This is a genomic window from Streptomyces mayonensis (assembly GCF_018982965.1).
Lineage (GTDB): Bacteria > Actinomycetota > Actinomycetes > Streptomycetales > Streptomycetaceae > Streptomyces > Streptomyces mayonensis.
This window is the reverse complement of the sequence record NZ_JACBYP010000140.1, coordinates 1-19,773: the sequence shown is the minus strand read 5'-3', so window position 1 is coordinate 19,773 and position 19,773 is coordinate 1. Positions and strand designations below refer to the sequence as shown.

13 protein-coding genes and 2 tRNA genes are annotated in these 19,773 nt (G+C 72.6%); 5 read left to right on the top strand and 10 right to left on the bottom strand.

Features of this window, described 5'->3' with window-relative positions:
• Window positions 1-370 precede the first annotated feature (370 nt).
• Both HZS56_RS33255 and HZS56_RS33250 read right to left on the bottom strand, forming a co-directional pair.
• A complete protein-coding gene (locus HZS56_RS33255) occupies window positions 371-1,147 on the bottom strand; it encodes an isoprenyl transferase (RefSeq protein ID WP_216724539.1) in 777 nt (258 codons plus the stop codon).
• Window positions 1,148-1,542: 395 nt separating this feature from the next.
• A tRNA-Ala gene (locus tag HZS56_RS33250) sits at window positions 1,543-1,615 on the bottom strand.
• Between the two features lie 179 nt (window positions 1,616-1,794).
• Here HZS56_RS33250 and HZS56_RS33245 point away from each other — a divergent pair.
• Together HZS56_RS33245 and HZS56_RS33240 are read left to right on the top strand one after the other, a co-directional pair.
• A complete protein-coding gene (locus tag HZS56_RS33245; protein ID WP_064728832.1) occupies window positions 1,795-2,343 on the top strand; it encodes a helix-turn-helix domain-containing protein in 549 nt (182 codons plus the stop codon).
• A 33-nt stretch (window positions 2,344-2,376) separates the two neighbouring features.
• Window positions 2,377-4,005 carry a serine/threonine-protein kinase gene (locus HZS56_RS33240; protein ID WP_216724538.1) on the top strand — a complete coding sequence of 543 codons (1,629 nt, stop codon included), beginning with the start codon at window positions 2,377-2,379 and terminating at the stop codon, window positions 4,003-4,005.
• Between the two features lie 16 nt (window positions 4,006-4,021).
• Here HZS56_RS33240 and HZS56_RS33235 read toward each other — a convergent pair whose 3' ends face one another.
• Both HZS56_RS33235 and HZS56_RS33230 read right to left on the bottom strand, forming a co-directional pair.
• On the bottom strand, window positions 4,022-5,503 hold the full coding sequence (locus tag HZS56_RS33235; RefSeq protein ID WP_374201235.1) for a hypothetical protein: 1,482 nt from the start codon (window positions 5,501-5,503) through the stop codon (window positions 4,022-4,024).
• Window positions 5,504-5,679: 176 nt separating this feature from the next.
• Window positions 5,680-5,808: a DLW-39 family protein gene (locus HZS56_RS33230; RefSeq protein WP_003999697.1), complete on the bottom strand. Its 129-nt coding sequence runs from the start codon at window positions 5,806-5,808 to the stop codon at window positions 5,680-5,682.
• 338 nt (window positions 5,809-6,146) lie between these two features.
• Between HZS56_RS33230 and HZS56_RS33225 the strand changes: the two genes are divergently transcribed.
• On the top strand, window positions 6,147-6,521 hold the full coding sequence (locus HZS56_RS33225; protein WP_216724537.1) for a DUF6344 domain-containing protein: 375 nt from the start codon (window positions 6,147-6,149) through the stop codon (window positions 6,519-6,521).
• A 270-nt stretch (window positions 6,522-6,791) separates the two neighbouring features.
• Here the strand turns inward: HZS56_RS33225 and HZS56_RS33220 are convergent, their stop codons facing one another.
• The gene (locus tag HZS56_RS33220) at window positions 6,792-6,986 is read right to left on the bottom strand and encodes a ferredoxin (RefSeq protein ID WP_216724536.1); all 195 of its coding nucleotides are present in this window, start codon (window positions 6,984-6,986) and stop codon (window positions 6,792-6,794) included.
• Window positions 6,987-7,430: 444 nt separating this feature from the next.
• On the opposite strand from HZS56_RS33220, the gene HZS56_RS33215 reads away from it, so the two are divergent.
• A complete protein-coding gene (locus HZS56_RS33215) occupies window positions 7,431-11,558 on the top strand; it encodes an nSTAND1 domain-containing NTPase (RefSeq protein ID WP_216724535.1) in 4,128 nt (1,375 codons plus the stop codon).
• A gap of 296 nt (window positions 11,559-11,854) precedes the next feature.
• A complete protein-coding gene (locus tag HZS56_RS33210; RefSeq protein ID WP_308408220.1) occupies window positions 11,855-12,622 on the top strand; it encodes a glycosyltransferase family 2 protein in 768 nt (255 codons plus the stop codon).
• Between the two features lie 21 nt (window positions 12,623-12,643).
• On the opposite strand, the gene HZS56_RS33205 is transcribed toward HZS56_RS33210, so the two are convergent.
• The 5 genes from HZS56_RS33205 to gyrB all read right to left on the bottom strand — a co-directional run bounded on the left by HZS56_RS33205 (window position 12,644) and on the right by gyrB (window position 19,285).
• Entirely contained in the window at window positions 12,644-13,564 is a 921-nt protein-coding gene (locus tag HZS56_RS33205) for an FkbM family methyltransferase (RefSeq protein ID WP_308408219.1), read from the bottom strand.
• A 105-nt stretch (window positions 13,565-13,669) separates the two neighbouring features.
• Window positions 13,670-13,743: transfer RNA gene (locus HZS56_RS33200), tRNA-Ile, on the bottom strand.
• A gap of 112 nt (window positions 13,744-13,855) precedes the next feature.
• Complete coding sequence (locus HZS56_RS33195; protein WP_216724533.1) at window positions 13,856-14,569, bottom strand: DUF3566 domain-containing protein; 714 nt, start codon at window positions 14,567-14,569, stop codon at window positions 13,856-13,858.
• Between the two features lie 18 nt (window positions 14,570-14,587).
• Complete coding sequence (gyrA, locus tag HZS56_RS33190) at window positions 14,588-17,182, bottom strand: DNA gyrase subunit A (RefSeq protein WP_216724532.1); 2,595 nt, start codon at window positions 17,180-17,182, stop codon at window positions 14,588-14,590.
• A 42-nt stretch (window positions 17,183-17,224) separates the two neighbouring features.
• Complete coding sequence (gene gyrB, locus HZS56_RS33185; RefSeq protein WP_216724540.1) at window positions 17,225-19,285, bottom strand: DNA topoisomerase (ATP-hydrolyzing) subunit B; 2,061 nt, start codon at window positions 19,283-19,285, stop codon at window positions 17,225-17,227.
• Window positions 19,286-19,773: the final 488 nt, after the last annotated feature.

The window sequence follows — 19,773 nt, the reverse complement described above, 5'->3', positions numbered from 1 at the left end:
CCGTGGGGGGGGGGGGGGGGGGGGGGGGGGGGGGGGGGGGGCGCCCCCGGGGGGGGGGCGGGGGCGGGGGGGGGGGGCGGGGGGGGGGCCGGCCCGCGGCCGGGGGGGGGGGGGGGGGGTGGGGGGGGGGGGGGGGGGGGGGGGGGGGGGGCGCCCGCCCCCCGCCCCCCCCCCCGGGGGGCCCCCCGGGGGGGGGGGGGGGCGGGGGGGGGGGGGGCGCCCCCCCCCCCCCCACGGCGATGTTTCACGTGAAACGGCGCGACCGGGGCCGAGGCCGCGACCAAGGCCGAGGGCCCGTGGTGCGGTGGTGCGGTGGTGCGGTGGTGCGGTGGTGCGGTGGTGCGGTGGTGCGGTGGTGCGGTGGTGCGCCTCAACGGCCGTAGCGGCGTTCCCGCAGGGAGTAGGAGCGCAGGGCACGCAGGAAGTCGATCTCGCGGAAGTCCGGCCAGTAGGTCTCGCAGAAGTGGACCTCGGCATAGGCGGACTGCCACAGCAGGAAGCCGGAGAGCCGCTGCTCGCCGGAGGTCCGGATGATGAGGTCGGACTCGGACCGGGTCTTGGAGTACAGGTGCTTGGAGATGTGCTCCATGGTGAAGGTGTCGATGAACTCGTCGATGTCCCCGCCCTGTGAGCTGTGCTCGGTGAGGGCGGAGCGCACGGCGTCGACGATCTCGCGCCTGCCTCCGTAGCCCACGGCGACGTCGACCTTGGTCCCGCCCTTGCGGTCCTGCGTGGCGGCGGTGGCGGTCTTGAGGCGGCTCGCGGACTCGGCGGGCAGCAGGTCCAGGGCGCCGACCGCCTCGACGGGCCAGGGGTTGCCGGGCGCCGCCAGCTGCTCGACGACTTCGGCGATGATGTCGATGAGGGGGTTGAGCTGGTCCTCGGGCCGGTGGAGGTTGTCGTCGGAGAGCATGAACAGGGTCACGTGCTCGATCTGCGCGGAGTCGCACCAGCGCAGGAAGTCCAGCACCTTCGCGCCGCCCGCCCGGTAGCCCTCGCGGGGGTCGTCGATGCCCGACATCTTGGCCCACCGGCGGTTGCCGTCGAGCATGATGCCGATGTGCTGGGGGCGTGGGCGTCCCTCCAACTGCTTGACCAGCCGCTTCACATAGAGCACGTCAAGAGCGGCCCGTACCTTCGCCCGCATGGTTACCCCTTCCACCTCGTCGGTAGCGACCGGACGGCTCCGACGGCGATGAGCCACGTGGCACCGCCCCGCCGGGGTGTGGCGCTGGTGCCCTGTGGGGTGACGATATCAAGAGCAGACAGCGCTCTCCGGGCACCGAGCACCGCCCGTTCGCGGCTCCGTTCCGGGCGCGGAGCGCGGGCCGGCGGGCCGTCCGGGGCGGCCAACTGCGCCTTTCGGTCCCCGAGTTGCCGAACACCCGGCTCGAGCGGCCGCCGTCGGCCGCGGCGCGGGGCCCCGAACGGTGAGCAACGTCTCCGCCCGGCCACGACGGCGGACGCCGAGGCCTCGGGCACCCGGCCCGGAACGAAAACACCTCCCCGACCCGCTTCCGCAGGTCAGGGAGGTCTGGAGGGTGGAGCCTAGGGGAGTCGAACCCCTGACATCTGCCATGCAAAGACAGCGCTCTACCAACTGAGCTAAGGCCCCTCGGCAGGTCACGTCGGCCATGGAGCGCGGACCGTCGGTCACCGCGGACAAGAGTACCGGGTCGCCCCCCGTATCTCACAAATGATTGGGGCTCCCGGCGAACGACCACGCTCCGTAAGATGCTCGGCGTGGTTCGCTGGAGCGAACTGCGGTTCTTGGGGAAGCGATGGGGAGACGCAATGGACGCCGCACAGCAGGAAGCCACCGCAAGAGCGCGGGAACTGCAGCGGAACTGGTACGGGGAGCCACTGGGGGCGCTCTTCCGCAGGCTTATCGATGATCTGGGCCTCAACCAGGCCCGTCTCGCGGGGGTGCTGGGGCTCTCCGCGCCGATGCTGTCACAGCTGATGAGCGGACAGCGCGCGAAGATCGGCAATCCCGCGGTGGTCCAGCGGGTCCAGCTGCTGCAGGACCTGGCGGGGCAGGTCGCGGACGGCAGTGTGAGCGCGGCCGAGGCGACGGAGCGGATGGACGAGATCAAGAAGTCGCAGGGAGGCTCAGTGCTCAGCAACACCACGCAGACGACGAGCAGTTCGGGGGCTCCCACGGTCAAGCGGGTGGTCCGCGAGATCCAGTCGCTGCTGCGTTCGGTGGCGGCCGCCGGGGACATCATCGACGCGGCCGACGCCCTGTCCTCCTCGCATCCCGAGCTGGCGGAGTTCCTGCGGGTGTACGGCGCGGGCCGCACCTCGGACGCGGTCGCGCACTACCAGTCCCACCAGAACTGACCCCGGGTCCCAGGGGAGGAGCGGCGCACAGCCATGGGTGAGGTCTTCGCCGGACGGTACGAGCTGGTCGACCCGATCGGCCGGGGCGGGGTGGGTGCCGTCTGGCGTGCCTGGGACCACCGGCGGCGGCGTTACGTGGCCGCGAAGGTGCTCCAGCAGCGGGACGCGCACTCGCTGCTGCGTTTCGTCCGGGAGCAGGCGCTGCGGATCGATCACCCGCACGTACTGGCGCCCGCGAGCTGGGCCGCCGACGACGACCAGGTGCTGTTCACCATGGACCTGGTCACGGGCGGTTCCCTGGTCCACCTCGTGGGGGACTACGGCCCGCTGCCGCCCGGCTTCGTGTGCACGCTGCTCGACCAGCTCCTGTCGGGGCTCGCGGCGGTGCACGGGGAGGGCGTGGTGCACCGCGACATCAAGCCTGCCAACCTGCTCCTGGAGGCGACGGGCACGGGCCGCCCCCGGCTGCGGCTGTCCGACTTCGGCATCGCCATGCGGCTGGGCGAGCCCCGGCTGACGGAGACCAACCTCGTGGTGGGGACGCCGGGCTACCTCGCGCCGGAGCAGCTGCTGGGATCGGACCCGGACTTCCCCGCCGACCTGTTCGCGGTGGGGCTGGTCGCCCTGTACCTGCTGGAGGGCGCCAAGCCCGACGCCAAGGCACTCGTCCAGCACTTCGCCGAGCACGGTACGCCGTCCGCACCGCGCGGGATTCCGGAACCGCTGTGGCAGGTGGTGGCGACGCTGGTGCAGCCGGACCCGCCGGCGAGGTTCCGTACCGCCACGGGGGCGCGCAAGGCGCTGGCCGCGGCGGCGGAGCTGCTGCCGGAGCCTGGGCCCGACGACGAGCTGATCGAGATATTCGACCAGGTGGGCCCGCTGCCTCCGGGCTTCGGCCCCGACGGCCCGCTCGGGCGGGCGTCCGGACCGGACGACGTACCGACGGACCCGCGCCGCCCGTCCGCTCCGGGCCCGGCGGACGGCCCGCCCGCACCGGCGGGTACGCCTTCGGGGCCGCAGGGCTCGCCGCACCCTCCGGGCCCTGCGCCCGGCGCCGGAACGCCGTCGTCGTCCCCCTCGTTGCCGTCGCCCTCGGCGCCCTCGCCCACGCCGGCGCCGCCGTCCCAGGCTCCATCCGCGGCGGGCGGGGCGGCCGGCGTCCCGCCCGGCCGGGAGAGCACCCCGCCGGCGGTGCACCCCGTCACGGCCCAGCCGTTCGCCATGTCGGAGACCGGCAGCTTCCACCTGCCGCCTCCGCAGTCCACCGCCACCTCGTCGCCGGCGAGCGGCGCGCAGCCGCTTCCGGGCGCCCCGGCGCCGCCCGAGGTCCCACCGGGCGACCCGCAGTACTCGCAGTCTTCGTCCCCGTACCCGCCCCCGTACCGGTCCGGGCACCAGCCGCCCGCCGCACCGCACTCTCCGCCCCACCCCGCGCAGGCCCTCGCGCCGCCGTCCCCGCAACAGCCCACCGACGCCTCCGCCGGCGTCTCCGCCGACGCCGCCACCGCCTCCTACACCGCACGGAGCCCGCAGACCCCCGCGCAGCACCGCGCGCCACGGCGCCGACGGCGTCCGGGACCTCCGGCGAAGGTGGCGGTGCCGCTCCTGCTGCTGGCGCTGGCCTGCTATGCCGTGGGCTTCTGGGCACTGACCCGCATCTGAGCCCGGCGCCGCGCCCCTACGCCCGGCGCCGGGCGGTCACCGTCCAGACGGCGAGGCCCGCGAGCAGCAGGCTCCCGGTGCCGATCCCGCCCACGGCGACCGCCCGCATCGCGGGATCGCCGCCCTCCGCCGCCCCGTCCCGCGTGGTCCCGCCCGGTGGGGCCACCGCCCGGTCGGCGGCCGAGAGCTCGAAAACGCCCCGGGGCCGGGGCTCCCCCGCGTACCCGGGGCCGGTCTTTGCCGCTCCCCGCAGCCGTACCCGCAGCGTCAGCCGGAAGGGGCCGTCGCCGAAGTCGTCGGCCACCTGGGCCGAGAGGTGGACCACGAGGTAGTAGTCGCCCGCGAACCGCAGGGCGCCGACCTGCCGGCCGGCCGCGTACCGGTTGGCGTACGCCACGGGCGGCAGCGCGGCCAGGCCCACGGCCGCAGGGCGTCCCGTGTACCCCTTCGCGGCGTCGTCGACCTCGCCGCGCACGGGGTTGTGCAGGCCGAGCCGCAGCGCAGCGGTGGCATAGCCGGAGGCGTCGTCGGAGCCGCCGAGCTCGGCGGTCGCGGACACCTGGCGGCCCCAGTCGACGGGCACCTTGTAGTAGAGGGTCTGACCGGGCCGGATGTCGCTCTGCCAGACGCCCTGGCCGACGGCGGTGGCACGGGCGAAGCCGCTGCCGCCCGCCCGGCGCTCCGGCGCTCCGGCGAGGGGTTCGGGCGAGGCGGAGTCCCAGGCCCCCGGGGCCTCGGTCGGGCCCGCCCGCCGCGGGCGGGGTTCGGTGGCGGTCGTGAGTTCCAGGTCCCAGGCGTCCGGCGGGGAGTCCTCGGGCCGGATCCGCTCGACGGCGACGTAGTAGGTGCCGGAGTCCTGGCAGCGGCTGGCACCGGGGTCGATCTCCCGCATGCCCCACGCCGTGACCGGGCGGGGGCTGTGCGCGGCGCCGAAGGTGGCGCTGCCCAGGGAGCAGGAGGCGCCGTCGGCGTCCCGGACGGAGACCCGGACACCGTCGACGGCGGTGACCTCGCCGCCGGAGCCGGGGACGGCGGTGACGGAGACGTAGGCGTCGGAGGCCGCGTCGAGGTCCAGGCGGTAGTAGAGGGTGCCCTCCGCCGGGAGCGAGCTGCGGTACGTGGAGCCGGGTTCCAGCGGGGCGGCGGCCGAGGTGTCGTCGGCGCCCTCGACCCGCGGGGCGCCGTCGGCGAAGGCGTACCCGGCGGACATGCCCCCCGCACCGGCCACGCCTGCCACACCTGCCGCTCTCACCTCACCTGCCTCGCCTGCCGCGAGAGCGGCTTTGCCGGGCAGGGCCGCGGTCGTGGCCAGGAGGACGGTCACCACGGCCAGCCGTACCGGGACCGTCGCGGCCAGCCGTACCGGAGTCGTCGCGGCCGCCCGTACGGCGGTACCCGCAGCGCCCCGTACGGCGGTACCCGCGGCCGGCCGCCCGGGCGCCGGCGGACGGGCCCGTCCCGCCCCGGTACGCCGCCGAGCCGTACACCACCGTCGCATGACCCGCCACCCCTCGCCCTCGCGCTCACCGGCTCTGTCGCCGCACCGCTCCGAACGGACCGTGCCCATCCTGCCGCGCGCCACCCGGCTCCGACGCCCCCGCGGAGGGATCGGGCAACACAAAACCCCGACCGTTTGACGGCCGGGGTCTGCTCAGGACCGGATGTCGGTCGTACTCACGAACCCGTGGGCACGGAGTCAGTCGCCTCCGTCCACAGATCCTGCTCGGCGCGATCCGCCTGGATCTGGCGGTACACGAGGAGCCCGCCGATGGCGGCCAGTGCGACCAGGAGAAGCTTCTTCACCGCGCGACCTCGTCTTTCCTTGACGTAGGGGACCTCTGGCGCCCGACTATACACACCGGCCGATATCGATCGGTGACCTGAGGCGGCGGCCAACTGCCCGCCGCCCGAGCCCATTAGAAGCGAACGATCCCACTCCGATCGGAGGGTGATCACACCCTCACGGGCCGCGGTTTTCGCCCCTCCGGCCACCGCTTCGGCAGCTTCTGAGGCGCTTTGCGGCCATCCGGGTGGTGTTCATCTGAACATCGACGCGCCACGGGCCCGGGTCCACCACTTCGCGACGCTCATACACATCATGAGGAAAGTACGCAAATCGCCCAACCTGAAAGTGAGGGGTTATGGCCCGGAACAAGGTCATGACGCTGTGGACCACCATCGTCACCGCCTTCCTCGCGCTCTGCACGGCGCTCGGACTCGTCACCACGACCGCCTCGGCGGCCGTACCGCAGACCGGAACGCACAGCAACGCCGAGAGCGCCTCCCCGGAAGCGGCCCCCGCGACGGCGGTCCCCTGGTCCTGGTCCCGTACCGGCTCCCTGCCCCCCACGATGAAGCAGCGCATCCGTGCCGAGGCCCACGGTTCGGCGCCCAGTTGCCGCCACCGTCCGCTCGGTGACGCCCGCGCCGCCACGACGGCTACCGGCCTCCCGTGCGACGACACGGACGGCGCGGCCGAGCCCCCGGCCCAGCACTCCCTTCCGCTCCAGCGCTGAGGGGCCCGGCGGGCGCCCGGTCCACCACCACCGCACACCGCCCGTCCCGGCAGACCTGAAACAGACGTCACGGCGATCTGCGTACCGCAGTGCACGCGAGAAACGGCCCGGCCGCTCGGCAGAGCAGCCGGGCCGTCGCCATGCCCGCGTGCCGAGTGCCCGCTCGGGCCTCGTCCCGAGTCGTCCCGAGTGCCGCTCAGCCCTCGTCCCTGCCCGCGCGCCGAGTCCTTGCCCTCGGTGCCGAGTCCTTGCCCGGTGCCGAGTCCCTGCTCAGTCCTCTCCGAGGACGCTGATCGCGGCCGAGGGGCACCCTTCGACCGCCTCCCGCACCCGCGGCGCGTCGATGTCGTACTCCCGTCCGGGTATCACCGCCCCCAGACCGTCCACCTGCGTGAAGACGGACGGGGCCCGGTGGACGCAGTCTCCGGAGCCATAGCACTGCTCGGGGTCGACGGATATCCTCATACGCCCTCCACGGCAGCGGTCGACATCGGAACCGACACGACGTGCCTGCCCACCGCACGAACCTCCGAATCCAGGATCCGGGACCGGCGGGGCGGCCGGGGAGGTGCGGGGCGCCGACATGCCTTGGTACCGGTCCCTCCCCTCGTGGGGACCGGTACCAAACCACGCCGGCGCCGCGTCGCACGCGTACCGGAACGGGTCGGGAAGGGCGGGACAGGACCACGGAAAGCTGACCGAGAACATGCGGCCTCATGAGGTGGCTCTCCGAGCGCTGAGCCGCTGACCTGTCCGGGTGCCGCGGGGCCTGCTCGCCACTGCGTCGCGATCCTGCCACCCGGAGTAGCCGTCGGGGAGACCGCTCGGTCGGAAGACCGGGGTAGTCGCAGGTCAGGCGTATAGAGTGAGTTTTCCGGTCCGGACGTCCAGGTGCGGGGGAAGTAAGGAGTGGAGACCTTGAGTTTCGACTCAGGGGCACGCACGGCCTTCGCGGAACGCCTCGCACTGCTGTACAAGGAGGCGGGAAACCCTCCTCTCAAACGCGTGTCCGAGGCCGTCGTCCGACTCCAGCGGGTCGACGAACGGGGGCGGCCCGTCCGCGTGTCCGCCCAGCGCATCAGCGACTGGCGACGGGCCAAGAACGTTCCCGCCCAGTTCACCGCCCTCGCGGCGGTCCTGTACGTGCTCGTCCCGCAGGCGCGGCGCGCACGCCCGGTCCCGGTCTCCCCCGGCCTGTACGACATGGTCCAGTGGCAGCGCCTGTGGGAACGGGCGGTGGCCGACCCGACCGGCGAACGCCCCGCGCCGCCCGCCGACGAGGAGGCCCCGCCGGCCGACTCCCCGGCCGCGCCCGGCGGCGTCTGCCCCTACCGGGGGCTCGCCGCCTACCGCCTGGAGGACGCCGGCTGGTTCTTCGGCCGGGAGCGGAGCACGGACGCCCTCGTCGCCCAGCTGCGCGCGGCCGAGGAATCGGGCGGGCTGGTCATGCTGGTGGGCGCATCGGGGGCGGGCAAGTCCTCGCTGCTGAACGCCGGTCTGGTGCCCGCCCTGCGCAGCGGAGCGCCGGACTCCGGGGCCGGCCCGCCCCGCGAGGTGCTCCAGCTGGTGCCGGGGGCCGACCCGCTGGGCGAGCTGACCCGGCTGCTGCCCGAGCTCCGGCCCGCGGCCGACGCCGCGAGGAGGGCTGCGACGGCGGAGCCGGGCGCCCCGGAGGAGGACGGCCGGGGCGGCGGGGGCGGCCGTGACGACCGGGATGACCGGGATGACCGTGACGACCAGGACGACCGGGACGGCCCGGAGGCCGACGGGGACGCGGACCGCCCGGAGACCGGGGACGCGGTCAGGGCGGCGTTCTCGGCGTGGGCGGCGCGCGTCGGGGCGACGCCGGAGGCCCGTCCGGTGGTCATCGTGGACCAGTTCGAGGAGCTCTTCACCCTCTGCCCCGACGAGTCCGGCCGGCGGGCGTTCATCCGGCTGCTGCAGGCCGCCTGCCTGCCCGGCGGGCCGGCGGACCCGGCGCCGGTGCTCGTGGCCCTCGGTGTACGTGCCGACTTCTACGACCAGTGCCTGCGCCACCCCGAGCTGGCCGACGCGCTCCAGCACCGGCACATGGTGCTCGGGCCGCTGACCACGGCGGAGCTGCGCGAGGCGGTGACCGCGCCGGCCAAGGCGGTCGGCATGGAACTCGAACCGGGGCTGGCCGAGCTGATCGTCCGCGAGGTGAGCAGCGACGGTCCGCGCGGCGCGCACGACGCGGGTGTGCTGCCGCTGCTGTCCCACGCCCTGCTCGCCACCTGGCAGCGGCGCAAGGCGGGCCGGCTGACGCTGGCCGGTTACCGCGCGGCGGGCGGCATCCAGGGTGCGGTGGCCGCGACCGCCGAGCGCGCCTGGTCGGGGCTCGACCCGGCGGCGCGCACGGCGGCGCGGCTGCTCCTGCTCCGCCTGGTCCGGCTGAGCGAGGACACCCAGGCCACCCGCCGGCGCAGCACGCGGCGGCTGCTGGCCCAGGAGTCGGGGGACCCCGGCAAGACCGAGGAGTCCCTGGAGGCGCTGGTCCGCGCCCGGCTGGTGACCCTGGACGCGGACACCGTGGAGATCACCCACGAGGCGCTGCTGCACGCCTGGCCGCGGCTGCGCGAATGGATCGACGAGGACCGCTCCGGCAACCTGCTGCGGCAGCGTCTCGAGGAGGACGGCCGCGCCTGGGAGGAGTCGGACCGCGACGCCGCACTGCTCTACCGGGGGTCCCGGCTCGAGCAGGCCCGCGGCTGGGCGGACTCGGCCGACACCTTCCTGAGCCGCAGCGCCGTGGACTTCCTCGCCGCCGCGGTGCGGCTGCGCCGGCGCACCGTACTGATCAGCCGGGCCGCGGTGTCGGCGCTGGTGGCGCTGGCCCTGGTGGCGGTCGGTTCGGCGGTGATCGCCTGGCAGCAGCGCAACGACGCGGTCTTCGAGCAGGTCGTCGCCGAGGCGGACCGGGTCCAGGACACCGACCCGTCGCTGTCGGCCCAGCTCGACCTGGCCGCGCACCGCCTGCGGCCGGACGACAGGAACGTACGGAACCGGCTGATATCCATCGTGAACGCGCCGCTTGCCACCCCGCTCCTCGGTCACACCGGCGCCGTCTACCTCACCTCCTTCAGCCCCGACGGGCGCCTCCTGGCGACGGCCAGCTACGACCGGACCGTACGGCTCTGGGACGTGTCCGAACCGGCCCGGCCGCAGCCGCTGGGCAAGCCGCTGACCGGCCACGGCAGCTGGGTGAGCACCGCCGTCTTCAGCCCGGACGGCACCATCCTGGCCAGCGCCTCGGACGACGGCACGATCCGGCTGTGGGACGTACGGGATCCCGGCCGCCCGCGGCCGCTCGGCACCCCCCTGCAGGGCCACGGCGGCACCGTCTACCTGCTCGCCTTCAGCCCGGACGGGCACACCCTGGCCTCCGCCCACGACGACCATGCCGTACGCCTGTGGGACGTGCGCGAGCCCGGCCGCCCGAAGGCGCTCGACACGCTGACCGGCGCCACCGCGGCGGTGCGCTCGGTGGCGTTCAGCCCGGACGGCCGCACGCTGGCCGCCGGTGGCGACGACGACGCGGTCCGGCTCTGGGACGTGACCGACCCGAGCAGCCCGGGGGAGCTCGGCGACCCGCTGGAGGGACACGGGGCCCTGGTGCACTCCGTGGCGTTCAGTCCCGACGGGCGCACGCTCGCCAGCGGCAGCGCCGACGACACCGTACGGCTCTGGGACGTGACCGACCGGGAGGGGGCGGCGCCCATCGGCGCTCCGCTCACCGGTCACACCGGTCCCGTCTGGTCGGTGGCCTTCAGCCCGGACGGCGCGATGCTCGCCGTGGCCAGCGCGGACAGCACGGCGAGCCTGTGGAACGTCAGCGACCCCGACTACCCCTCCGAGGTCGGTGTGCCCCTGGCCGGAGGCAGCGGTGAGATGTACGCCCTCGGCTTCAGCCCCGACGGCCGCACCCTCGCCACCGGCAGCGGCGACAGCAAGGTACGCCTGTGGTCGCTGCCGACGTCGGACATGATCGGCCGCAATGGTGCCTACCGTCCGGACGGCAAGGTGCTGGCCACGGCGGCCCGCGACGGCCGGATCCGGCTGTGGGACGTCACGGACCCCGACCGGCCCACCGCGCTGGGCGCTCCCTTCGGGCCGGGGGAGGGCGACATCCGGTCGATGGAGTTCTCCCCGGACGGCGGCACCCTCGCGATGCTCACGGGAGGCCGTGCCGTCCAGCTCTGGAACGTCGAGGACCCCGCCCGGCCCACCGCCCACGCGCCGCCCGTGCGGCTGAGCACCCGCTACGCGGGGCCCGACGCGCTGGCCTACAGCCCCGACGGCCGCACGCTGGCCACGGCCCACGACGACCGCACCATCCAGCTCTGGAACGCCGAGGACCCCGCCCGGCTGCGCCGGCTCGGCGAGCCGCTCCGCGGCCACACGGGATACGTCAACACGCTCGCCTTCAGCCCGGACGGCCACACCCTGGCCAGCGGCAGCGCCGACGACACCGTCCGGCTCTGGGACGTGCGCGACCCGGCGCACGCCACCCTCCTCGGCGCCCCCCGCACCGGGCACCTCGGGGCCGTCAACACGCTCGCCTTCAGCCCGGACGGCCACACCCTGGCCAGCGGCAGCGACGACGGCACGGTCCGGCTGTGGAACATGGCCGACCCGCGCGGGGGGTCCGCGCCCGAGGCGACGCTGGCCGGGCACACCGACTCGGTGTGGTCGCTGACCTTCGACCGGAACGGCTCCGCCCTGGCCAGCGGCGCCAACGACAACACGGTGCGGCTGTGGGACGTCACCGCTCCCGCCGAGGCCGCTCCCGTCGGGCGGGCGATGAGCCCCAACGCCAAGACGGGGAACTTCCTGTCCTTCAGCCCCGTACGGAACATGCTCGCGGTGTCGAGCGGCACGGACACCATCCGCCTGTGGAGCCTCGGGGTGGACGACGCCATCGACCGGATCTGCTCGGCCACCCGGGGTGTGCTCACCGAGGACAAGTGGCACGAGTACCTGCCGCGCCTGGACTACGAGCCGCCGTGCGACCGCTGAGGCCGCCCGTGACAACGTGATCCCGGTCACAGCTTCGGGTCCCGACCGACCAGTCGGCACCCGGGACCCGTCCGGCCTTGCTAGCCTTGGCCATGGCCCGACCGCTGGCGCATCCCCCGTCGCCAGCGGTCGGGTCTTTTCGCGTCCCCGAGCCGCAGCCCCGCGTCGCACCCCGCGTCGCACCCCCTGCCCGCACCGCTCGCGGGCGCACCGCTGCGTCGCGCCCGTGAGTCGCGTCCGTGAGTCGCGTCCGTGAGTCGCGTCCGCGGGGCCCCGTCCGCACACCTGGAAGGGTGGTGAGTGCCGCCGTGAACCGGCGCATCTCCGTCGTCACCGCCGTGCACGGCCCGTCGGCCCGCTACCTGCCGGAGGCGTTCGCGTCGCTGCGCGAACAGCGGCTTCCCGACGGCTGGGAGTGGCACTGGCTGATCCAGGAGGACGGCCGCACCGGCGACGTACGGCCCCACGTGCCGGACGACCCGCGGGTGACGTTCCGCCAGGGCCGCCCCGGAGGGCCCGGTGTGGCCCGCACGATGGCCCTGGCCCACGCCGACGGCCCGTACGTGAAGGTCCTGGACGCCGACGACCGGCTGCTGCCGGGAGCCCTCGCCCGGGACCTCGCGGCCCTGGAGGCCGACCCGGCGCTCGGGTGGGCCACCTGCCGGGCGCTCGACCTGCTGCCCGACGGCTCCACTGTGGGCTTCCCGGGCGATCCCGAGACCGGCCCGGTCGAGCGGCGGGCGGTGCTCGACCACTGGGCGGCGCACGACCACCGGGCGCAGGTGCATCCGGCGACGCTCTTCGTCCGCCGTGACCTGCTGCTCGCGCTGGGCGGCTGGATGGCGCTGCCGGCCTCCGAGGACACCGGCCTCCTGCTGGCCCTGAACTCCGTCGCCCGGGGCTGGTTCTCGGCCGAGGCCGGACTGCTGTACCGCAAGTGGCCCGGCCAGGCGACCGGGCAGGCCGCGCACGTCGACACCGCCGAACGCGAGGCGCGGATGGCGGTGGCCGAGGCCCGGGCCCGGGCCCTGGACCGCTTCGGGTGGCACCGCGCGTCGGGCTGAGGCCGGTGTGCCGCGCCGCCCTCAGGCCAGCGTCTCGGCGTCGGTCCGGGAGAAGACCAGCTCGGTCTCGCCCTCCACGGCGCCCCGGACCCGGACCGCCGCCGCGGGGCGCCGCAGGGCGCGCGGGTAGCTCGCCGGCGCGTAGTCGTTGGGCAGCCGGTACGCGTGGAAGCCGTGCCGGTGCATGATCTCCATCAGTTCGCCGACGGAGTCGCCGAGCCGCTCCATGCGCTCCGGCGTGACCTCGACGACGATCTCCGCGTCCGGCCGCAGACGGTCCAGGAGCGGCTCCATCCCGCGCACCACCGCGCCCTCCGCCCCCTCGACGTCCACCATGATCACGCGTGCGGCGGCCACCTCCTCGGACCGCAGCAGGTCGGGCGCCGCGAACGCCTCGGCCTCGAAGGACGACTCCGCCGGTCCCTCGTAGGGGACGATGCTGTTCGCCCCCATGTTGCGGGAGCTCGCGAGGACGAAGGTCAGCCTCCTGCGGCCGTCGGAGACCGCGGCGTTGACGGCACGGATGTTGTCCCGCCCGTTGAGAGCGGCGTTCCGCAGCAGCCTGCGGTGGAAGTCCGGCGACGCCTCCACGGCCACCACGTGCCCCGCGGGGCCCACGAGGCGGGCGCCCAGCACCGCGTACACACCGACGTTGGCACCCAGGTCGACGAAGCCGTCCCCCGGCTTCAGCCGCCGCTCCAGCCACCGCGTCAGGTGCGGTTCCCAGGCCCCGAAGAGATACAGGTACCGCTGGATCAGGTCCTGGGTGTCGACGGCGAACCGGTCGCCCGAGCGGGTCTCCACCAGACGCCGCCGGGGGCGCTCGCGCAGGCGCGGATCGAGCACGCGCGCGGCGAGCGCGGCCTTCCCCAGGCTGCCGGGAGCGGCCCGCACGTACCGGCAGCCGGCCGTCACCAGGAGGTCGGCAAGGGACCCGGTCACCCGCGCTGCCTCCCCGGCTGCTTCGGCTGCTTCCGCCTGCTTCCCGAACGAAAGAACGGACGCTCCCCGCCCGGGGAAACGTCCGTTCATTCGAATCATGATCGGTGGGGCTAACAGGATTTGAACCTGTGGCCTCATCCTTATCAGGGATGCGCTCTAACCAACTGAGCTATAGCCCCGCCGCGCTCTGCGGTGTATGTCCCGCGCGCTGACTCCTGAAGATTAGCGCACGAGGCGGGCAGTCCCAAAATCGGTTGTCCCGCCCCCGCGGAGCGCCGAGCGGGGCACCGGTCACTCGTCCTCGGCGAGGGTCAGCTCCACGCCGCCGACGAAGCCGGCGGACAGGTTGTAGATGAAGGCACCCAGGGTGGCCAGCGCCGTCGCGAGGACGACGTCGATGACCGCGATGACCGTCGTGAACAGCAGCACGTTGGGCAGCGACAGGAAGGACTGCAGGTCGAAGCCGTTGGACTCGTTCGATCCGGTGGCCTCGGCGATCGTGCCGCCGACCGTGGAGAAGACGCCCATGGCGTCCATGACCATCCACAGCACGGCGGACGCCACGATCGTGCAGACGCCGAGCGCGATGGAGAGCAGGAAGCTGACCTTCATCACCGACCAGGGGTCGGCCTTGGAGACACGCAGCCGGGCCTTGCGGACCCGGGGCGTGGTGCGCGCGCCGGTGCGCGGGCGGCGCACGGCGGACGCGTTGCCGCCCTGGGTCTGGTAGGCCTGCGGCGGGTGGTACGGCCCGCCGGGCTGCTGGGGCTGCCGTTCTCCCGGCAGCGGCGAGGCCGCCTGCGTCTGCTGGCCTCGGGTGTCCGTCACAGTTCCCCCCTGGGATCCATGCGTCTGGGACGTGCGCGCACCGCTCGCTCCGTCGTCGATCTTGCGCAGCTGGGTCGTGTGCGGGTCTGCCGCACGCGCGGCGGAGCCACGGCCGCCGCCGCCCGTTTCCGTACCCGTGGGGGTACCGGTCGATCCGGCGCCCGTGGCTCCGCTCACGATGACTCTCTCCTCGTGCTACTCGGCCGAGGGCGCCTCACCCTCGTCCGTGCCGGTGGTCGCGGCATCCTCGGCGGTCTCGTCGACGACCACATCGCCGTCGACCTCCTCCGCCTCGCGTCCCGCCTCGGCGTTGCGTGCGATGCCGACGACGGCATCGCGCTTGCCCAGATTGATCAGTTGGACGCCCATGGTGTCACGGCCCGTCTCCCTGACCCCGCTGACTCGCGTACGAATCACACCGCCCGAGAGTGTGATGGCGAGGATCTCGTCGTGCTCCTCGACCACCAGCGCGCCCACGAGCGACCCTCGGTCCTCGACGATCTTGGCGGCCTTGATGCCGAGGCCGCCGCGACCCTGGACGCGGTACTCGTCGACGGAAGTCCGCTTCGCGTAACCGCCGTCGGTGGCAGTGAACACGAACGTACCGGCTCGGACAACATTCATCGAGAGCAGCTCGTCCCCTTCGCGGAAACTCATGCCCTTGACGCCCGAGGTGGCACGCCCCATCGGACGCAGCGTGTCGTCCGAGGCCGTGAACCTGATCGACTGCGCCTTCCTGCTGATCAGCAGCAGATCGTCCTCGGCGGAGACGAGCTCGGCTCCGATCAGTTCGTCGTCGGATCCGTCCTCCTGCTCGCGCAGGTTGATGGCGATCACACCACCCGAGCGCGGCGAGTCGTAGTCCTTCAGCGGTGTCTTCTTCACCAGACCCGCCTTGGTGGCCAGCACCAGGTACGGCACCGCCTCGTAGTCGCGGATCGCGCGGATCTGGGCGATGGTCTCGTCCGGCTGGAAGGCCAGCAGGTTCGCCACGTGCTGACCGCGTGCCTCGCGTCCTGCGTCGGGCAGCTCGTACGCCTTCACCCGGTAGACGCGGCCCTTGTTCGTGAAGAACAGCAGCCAGTGGTGCGTGGTGGACACGAAGAAGTGGTTGACGATGTCGTCTTCCTTCAGCTTCGTGCCGCGCACGCCCTTGCCGCCGCGCTTCTGGGCGCGGTAGTCGTCGGTCTTGGTGCGCTTGATGTAGCCGCCGCGCGTGACCGTGACGACGATGTCCTCCTCGGCGATCAGGTCCTCGATGGACATGTCGCCCTCGTAGGGGATCAGCTTCGTCTTGCGGTCGTCGCCGTACTTCTCGACGAGCGCGGTCAGCTCCTCGCTGACGATCCCGCGCTGGCGGACCGGCGAGGCCAGGATCTCGTTGTACTCGTTGATCTTCCGCTGGAGCTCGTCGTGCTCCTGGACGATCTTCTGGCGCTCCAGGGCCGCGAGGCGGCGCAGCTGCATCTCGAGGATCGCGTTGGCCTGGATCTCGTCGATCTCCAGGAGGTCCATCAGGCCGCCGCGCGCGATCTCGACGGTGTCGCTGCGCCGGATCAGCGCGATGACCTCGTCGATGGCGTCCAGGGCCTTCAGCAGGCCGCGCAGGATGTGCGCCCGCTCCTCCGCCTTGCGCAGGCGGAAGCGCGTACGGCGGACGATGACCTCGATCTGGTGGTTCACCCAGTGCCGGATGAACGCGTCCAGGGAGAGGGTGCGCGGCACGCCGTCGACCAGGGCCAGCATGTTGGCGCCGAAGTTGGTCTGCAGGTCGGTGTGCTTGTACAGGTTGTTGAGGACGACCTTGGCGACCGCGTCCCGCTTCAGCACGATGACCAGGCGCTGGCCGGTGCGCGAGGAGGTCTCGTCGCGGACGTCGGCGATGCCGCCGATCTTGCCGTCCTTCACCAGGTCGGCGATCTTCTGCGCGAGGTTGTCCGGGTTGACCTGGTAGGGCAGTTCGGTGACCACCAGGCACTGGCGGTTCTGGATCTCCTCGACCTCGACGACCGCGCGCATGGTGATCGAGCCGCGCCCGGTGCGGTAGGCCTCCTCGATGCCCCTGCGGCCCACCACCAGGGCGCCGGTCGGGAAGTCGGGGCCCTTGATGCGCTCGATCAGCGCGTCGAGCAGGTCCTCGTGCGAGGCCTCGTAGTGGTCCAGGTACCACTGGGCACCGGCCGCCACCTCGCGCAGGTTGTGCGGCGGGATGTTGGTCGCCATGCCGACCGCGATGCCCGCCGAGCCGTTGATCAGCAGGTTCGGGAAGCGGGCCGGCAGAACGGTCGGCTCCTGGGAGCGGCCGTCGTAGTTGTCCGTGAAGTCGACGGTCTCCTCGTCGATGTCGCGGACCATCTCCATCGACAGCGGCGCCATCTTGCACTCGGTGTAGCGCATGGCCGCCGCCGGGTCGTTGCCCGGCGAGCCGAAGTTGCCGTTGGAGTCGACGAGCGGCATCCGCATCGACCAGGGCTGGGCGAGGCGGACGAGCGCGTCGTAGATGGAGGAGTCGCCGTGCGGGTGGTAGTTGCCCATGACGTCGCCGACGACGCGGGCGCACTTGTAGAAGCCGCGCTCGGGCCGGTAGCCGCCGTCGTACATGGCGTACAGCACCCGGCGGTGCACGGGCTTGAGGCCGTCGCGGACGTCGGGCAGCGCGCGCGAGACGATGACGGACATCGCGTAGTCGAGGTACGAGCGCTGCATCTCCGTCTCGAGCCCGACGGGCTCGACACGCATCGCCAGGGCGTCACCCTCGGGCGTCGTCACGGGGGTGTTCTCGTCGGTCATTGCTGGTGAAGGTCCTTCCTGGTGCGGTCAGCCGAGACCGACTCAGATGTCGAGGAAGCGAACGTCCTTGGCGTTGCGCTGGATGAACGCGCGCCGGGCCTCGACGTCCTCGCCCATCAGCACCGAGAACAGGTCGTCGGCCTGCGCGGCGTCGTCGAGCGTGACCTGGCCGAGCACGCGGTGCTCCTGGTCCATGGTCGTGATGCGCAGCTCCTCCGCGTTCATCTCGCCCAGGCCCTTGAAGCGCTGGACGGAGTCGTCGCGGATGCGCTTGCCCGCGCTGCGGCCCATCTCGATCAGGGCGTCGCGCTCGCGGTCGGAGTACGCGTACTCGAAGTCGTCCCGGCCCCACTTGATCTTGTAGAGCGGCGGGCGGGACAGGTACACGCACCCGGCCTCCACCAGCGGCCGCATGAAGCGGAACAGGAAGGTCAGCAGCAGGGTGTTGATGTGCTGGCCGTCGACGTCGGCGTCCGCCATAAGAATGATCTTGTGATAGCGGAGCTTCTCGATGTCGAAGTCCTCGTGCACACCGGTGCCGAACGCGGAGATCATCGCCTGGATCTCCTGGTTCTGCAGGATCCGGTCGATGCGCGCCTTCTCGACGTTGAGGATCTTGCCGCGGATCGGGAGGATCGCCTGGTACTGCGGGTTCCGGCCGGACTTGGCCGAACCGCCGGCCGAGTCGCCCTCGACGATGAAGATCTCGCACTTGGTCGGGTCGTTCGACTGGCAGTCGGACAGCTTGCCCGGCAGCGACGCCGTCTCCAGCAGGCCCTTGCGACGGGTCAGGTCACGCGCCTTGCGGGCCGCCACGCGCGCGTGGGCCGCCTGGATGCCCTTGCGGATGATGTCCGCGGCCTCGTTGGGGTTGCGGTCGAGCCAGTCGGTCAGGTGCTCGTAGACGATCTTCTGGACGAAGGTCTTCACCTCGGTGTTGCCGAGCTTCGTCTTGGTCTGGCCCTCGAACTGGGGCTCGCCCAGCTTGACCGAGATGATCGCGGTCAGACCCTCGCGGATGTCGTCACCCGTGAGGTTGTCGTCCTTCTCCCGCAGCAGCTTCTTGTCCCGCGCGTACTTGTTGATCAGCGAGGTGAGCGCCGCGCGGAAACCCTCCTCGTGCGTACCGCCCTCGTGGGTGTGGATGATGTTGGCGAAGGAGTACACACCCTCGGTGTAGCCGCCGTTCCACTGCATCGCGACCTCGAGGGACAGGCTCTTGTCCTTGTCCTCGGCCTCGAGGTCGATCACGGTGGGGTGCACCAGCTCTCCCTTGCGGGAGTTGAGGTACTTCACGAAGTCGACGATGCCGCCCTCGTAGTGGTACGCGACGCTCTTGACCTCGTGCTTCTCGTCCTCGCCCGCCTCGTCCGCACCGGAGGTGGCCATCGCCGACTCGCGCTCGTCGGTGAGGTTGATCTTCAGGCCCTTGTTGAGGAAGGCCATCTCCTGGAAGCGCCGGGACAGCGTCTCGAAGGAGTAGTCGGTGGTCTCGAAGATGTCGCCGTCGGCCCAGAAGGTGACCGACGTGCCGGTCTCCTCGGTGGCCTCGTGCCGGGCGAGCGGTGCCGTGGCGACGCCCAGTTTGTAGTCCTGCGTCCACCGGTAGCCGTCGGTCTTGACCTCCACCGCGACCCTGGTGGACAGGGCGTTGACGACGGAGACGCCCACGCCGTGCAGACCGCCGGAGACCGCGTAGCCACCGCCGCCGAACTTGCCGCCCGCGTGCAGCACGGTCAGCACGACCTCGACGGCCGGCTTGCCCTCGGACGGGACGATGCCCACCGGGATGCCGCGGCCGTCGTCGACGACCCGGACGCCGCCGTCGGCGAGGATCGTGACGTCGATCTTGTCCGCGTGGCCGGCCAGCGCCTCGTCCACGGAGTTGTCGACGACCTCCTGCACCAGGTGGTGCAGACCGCGTTCACCGGTGGAGCCGATGTACATACCGGGTCGCTTGCGGACCGCGTCCAGACCCTCGAGCACGGTGATGGCACTGGCGTCGTACGACGCCGATGCGGCGGCGTCGCCGGTGCTCACCGCGTCGTTCACGCCGGTGTCGGTGGACGGGTTGTTCTCGTTGGGGTTGCCGGAATCGGCCACGAAGCGCCCTTTCTGGCACAGCACGAGCCGGGCTCCTTGGGGTGCCCGCCGGAGCGGCTGCGGCATGTTGCGTTGATAAGCCTTGATCAGCGTTGCTCAGCTAGTCCCGGACGGTCCCCACGTTCGGGGCGGGATTCGCTTCCATTCTACCGGTACCACTGACACTGATGGGGGTTTGCCGGTACCTGAGTCCGCATGTGCCGCCCTGAACCAGGCTCGTCCGACTCCCGATATGCGGAAGGGGGCTCCAGGAGGCTCACACCGGCACTCAGCGCTTCGAGGTGTCAACCCTTTGCTACTTGGGAGTCAGATCGTGGTGCGCGCCCGCTCGAGACGGTGCGGCGGGCGGGGTTCCGCCGGTTCAAACGGGGCACTTGCGTTGATTTTTGTGAGGTACGTCACCTGTCGGTGACGGGGGGTCAGACCTTCTCCGAGGGCCTGCCGGACGGCGGACGCGAGGATCGGGGGGCGAGTCGGGGGACGAGGGG

Excerpts from the sequence above, each read along its gene's own strand:
- HZS56_RS33225 (WP_216724537.1), top strand. The coding sequence starts at position 6,147 with ATGGCCCGGAACAAGGTCATGACGCTGTGGACCACCATCGTCACCGCC.
- HZS56_RS33235 (WP_374201235.1), bottom strand. The coding sequence starts at position 5,503 with ATGCGACGGTGGTGTACGGCTCGGCGGCGTACCGGGGCGGGACGGGCC.
- HZS56_RS33255 (WP_216724539.1), bottom strand. The coding sequence starts at position 1,147 with ATGCGGGCGAAGGTACGGGCCGCTCTTGACGTGCTCTATGTGAAGCGG.
- gyrA (WP_216724532.1), bottom strand. The coding sequence starts at position 17,182 with ATGACCGACGAGAACACCCCCGTGACGACGCCCGAGGGTGACGCCCTG.
- HZS56_RS33240 (WP_216724538.1), top strand. The coding sequence starts at position 2,377 with ATGGGTGAGGTCTTCGCCGGACGGTACGAGCTGGTCGACCCGATCGGC.
- HZS56_RS33220 (WP_216724536.1), bottom strand. The coding sequence starts at position 6,986 with ATGAGGATATCCGTCGACCCCGAGCAGTGCTATGGCTCCGGAGACTGC.
- HZS56_RS33245 (WP_064728832.1), top strand. The coding sequence starts at position 1,795 with ATGGACGCCGCACAGCAGGAAGCCACCGCAAGAGCGCGGGAACTGCAG.